Annotated in this window: 2 protein-coding genes; one reads left to right on the top strand and one right to left on the bottom strand. The window is 70.0% G+C overall.

What is annotated here, in order from left to right; genetic code table 11:
- The first annotated feature begins 139 nt into the window (after window positions 1-139).
- Window positions 140-2,170, top strand: coding sequence for an ArsA family ATPase (locus tag VF794_RS16195; protein WP_331111378.1), 2,031 nt, complete (start codon window positions 140-142; stop codon window positions 2,168-2,170).
- A gap of 18 nt (window positions 2,171-2,188) precedes the next feature.
- Here the strand turns inward: VF794_RS16195 and VF794_RS16190 are convergent, their stop codons facing one another.
- Window positions 2,189-2,647: a hypothetical protein gene (locus VF794_RS16190; RefSeq protein ID WP_331111376.1), complete on the bottom strand. Its 459-nt coding sequence runs from the start codon at window positions 2,645-2,647 to the stop codon at window positions 2,189-2,191.
- Window positions 2,648-2,710: the final 63 nt, after the last annotated feature.

The following is a 2,710-nucleotide window of genomic DNA, read 5'->3' as shown; positions in this document are numbered from 1 at the left end:
CACCCATGGGCCACTCGGTGGCACGGCATCCCACTTGTACTTGGGTGCACGTTCACGCCCGGTGCGCCTTCTCCGCGCATGTCTAGTAAATAACGGAGACCGGCCGTGCCGGGGGGTGTCAAGGAAGGGCCACGTTTTCATGAGCGACGCGCGAGTTCTTCACTTCTTCGGCGGCAAGGGCGGGGTGGGCAAGACCACGCTCGCGGCGGCGTACGCGCTGCGGCTGGCGGAGGAGGCGCCCAAGGAGAAGGTGCTGCTCGTCTCACTGGATCCGGTCCGCACGCTATCGGACCTGGTGGACAAGAAGCTGACGGCGAAGCCGACGAAGCTGGACGCGGAGGGCGGCGAGGCCGCTGCCGCCAAGGAGTCCAAACCGGAGGCGAAGGGCAAGAGCAAGGCGGGGGCGAAGACCAAGGCGGACGGGGGCTTGTGGGGGCTGGAGGTGGAGCCGGGCGCGCTGCTCAAGCCCTTCCTGGCGAAGTACCTGACGGCGCTCCAGAAGACGGCGGGCAAGGGCACCCACCTGACGGAGGAGGATCTGGGCAGGCTGTACAGCCAGGCCACTCCGGGGCTGGAGGAACTGCTGGGCCTGCTGCACGTGGTGGAGCTGGTCGAGAGCGGCGAGTTCGATCGGGTGGTGTTGGATACGGCGCCCACCAGCCACACGCTGCGCCTCTTCGACATGCCGGTGGGGCTGCGCAAGTTCCTGGGCCTGGTGAAGGCGGGGGCGGAGCGCTCCGCGGGTGGCAAGGGCAAGAAGGCCCCGGCCGCGGCGGAGGAGCAGGCCTTCCTGGATGAGTTCTCGGCCAAGGCGGAGAAGCTGCTGGGGCAGCTGAAGGATCCGGCGCGTACGGCCTTCCACCTCGTGACGCTGGCGGAGCCGGTGCCCGAGGCCCAGACGCGTGGTTACTTCGCGCACCTGCGCGAGCGCGCCATTCCGGTGGTGGAGGTGGTGGTCAACCAGGTGGAGGACAAGGAAGGCTGCGCCGCCTGCCAGGGCCGCCGCGGTCTCCAGGCGCCGCACGTGCGCAAGTACCAGGCACTGGACAAGAACGTGCCGGTGCACCTGCTGGCCAAGCGCGAGGTGGCTCCTCGGGGCCTCGAGGCGCTGAAGCTGCTCGCCAAGGAGTGGGCGAGCGGCAAGGAGACGAAGACGCTGGAGTTCGCCGCCGCCGAGGGTCCGCCCGCGCTGGTGCGCGCGCCGTCCATGCCGCCGATCGCCGCGCCGCCGCTGCCTCCCACCCGGCTCATCTTCTTCGTGGGCCAGGGCGGAGTGGGCAAGAGTTCTTGCGCGGCCGCCGCGGCCGTGACGCTGACGGAGAAGGAGGGGCCGGTGCTCCTCATCTCCACGGATCCGGCGCACTCGCTGTCGGACGTGCTCCAGAGCCGGCTGACGGACGTGGAGACGCAGGTGAAGGGCACCAAGGGCCTGTACGCGCGCGAGCTCGACATGGCGTCCTGGTTCAGCAACCTGCGCAAGCGCTGGAAGGAGAAGGCGGAGAAGGCCTTCGAGGGCGCGCCGAAGACGGGCAACGACGTGCCGGCGGATCTGCTGATGTTCCGCAACCTGCTGGACTGCGCGCCTCCGGGCATCGACGAGCTGGCCGCCATGTCCTGCCTGACGGACGCGCTGGTGCAGGAGCGCTTCAAGCGGATCGTGGTGGATGGGGCCCCCAGGGTGAGCTCCATGCGCGTGGTGGAGCTGGCCGACACCGCCAAGGGCTGGTTCACGGCGCTGCACGCGGTGCTGTCCAAGTACAAGTCGAAGGGCCTGGGTGAGCTGGCCGACGACATGGCGGCGTTCCTCAAGCACATCAAGCGCTTCGAGGACGCGCTGGCCTCTCCGACCGAGTCGCGCTTCGTGGTGGTGACGCGGGGTGAGGATCTGGCGGCGGAGCGCACGGAGCGCGTGGTGGAGTACCTGAAGGAGCGCAAGCTTCAGGTGGAGCGCGTGCTGGTGAACCGGGTGGGTCCGAAGGCGGACTGCGCCCGGTGCGAGAACCGGCGGAAGAACGAGCTCAACGCCGCGAAGAACATGGAGAAGAAGATCGGCCTGCCGGTGACGGTGGCGCCGGCGCTGGGTCGTCACCCGGCGGGCCTGCGCGAGCTGAAGGCGTTCCGCACGGCCTGGTACGCGCTGAGCGCGACGGCGAAGACGAAGGCGGCCTGAGACGCAGGGGCCGTGGCCTCACCACGGCCCCATCCGAGGCAGATTCGGAATCACCCGAGGCAACTGGTGCCGGAGCCGCTCGGCGATGTCCTGGGGCGTGCGCGGGGACGATTCCCGGGGCGCCGGCTGGCCCTGCTCCAGGCGCAGCGCCAACGCCGGTCCCGCGAGCAGCAGACACACCGCGGGGACGATGCACAGCAGCATGGGGGGAATCGCCGCGAAGAGCAGCCCACCCACGCGCCGGAGCGGCGAGGCGGTGAGCTCGGGCCCCTGGGTCATTCCGAGGAAGGTGGCGAACACTGCGCCCCCGAGCAGTCCCAGCAGGGCGGACAGCAGCCAGCTCGCACCCCCGAGCACGGTGCCGAGCACGGGCTCGACGAGGCCCGGATTCTTGGCCGCCAGCAGGAAAGCGAAGAAGAAAGGGCTGCCCGCCACCAGGGCCACCAATCCCCATTGCCGAGCCTCGAGTCGCGCCATCCCCGCCACCTCCTTGAGGGGAGGGTGGGCAGGGGGGGCTCGGTCGCCAAGTCCCCCTCCAGG

Origin of the sequence: Archangium sp. (assembly GCF_036389735.1) — a bacterium.
Lineage (GTDB): Bacteria > Myxococcota > Myxococcia > Myxococcales > Myxococcaceae > Archangium.
Note: the sequence above shows the minus strand (reverse complement) of the source record. Positions and strands in the feature narration are given on the sequence as shown.

What these genes read in the sequence shown, in the direction of transcription:
- VF794_RS16195 (WP_331111378.1), top strand. Translation starts at nt 140, where the DNA reads ATGAGCGACGCGCGAGTTCTTCACTTCTTCGGCGGCAAGGGCGGGGTG.
- VF794_RS16190 (WP_331111376.1), bottom strand. Translation starts at nt 2,647, where the DNA reads ATGGCGCGACTCGAGGCTCGGCAATGGGGATTGGTGGCCCTGGTGGCG.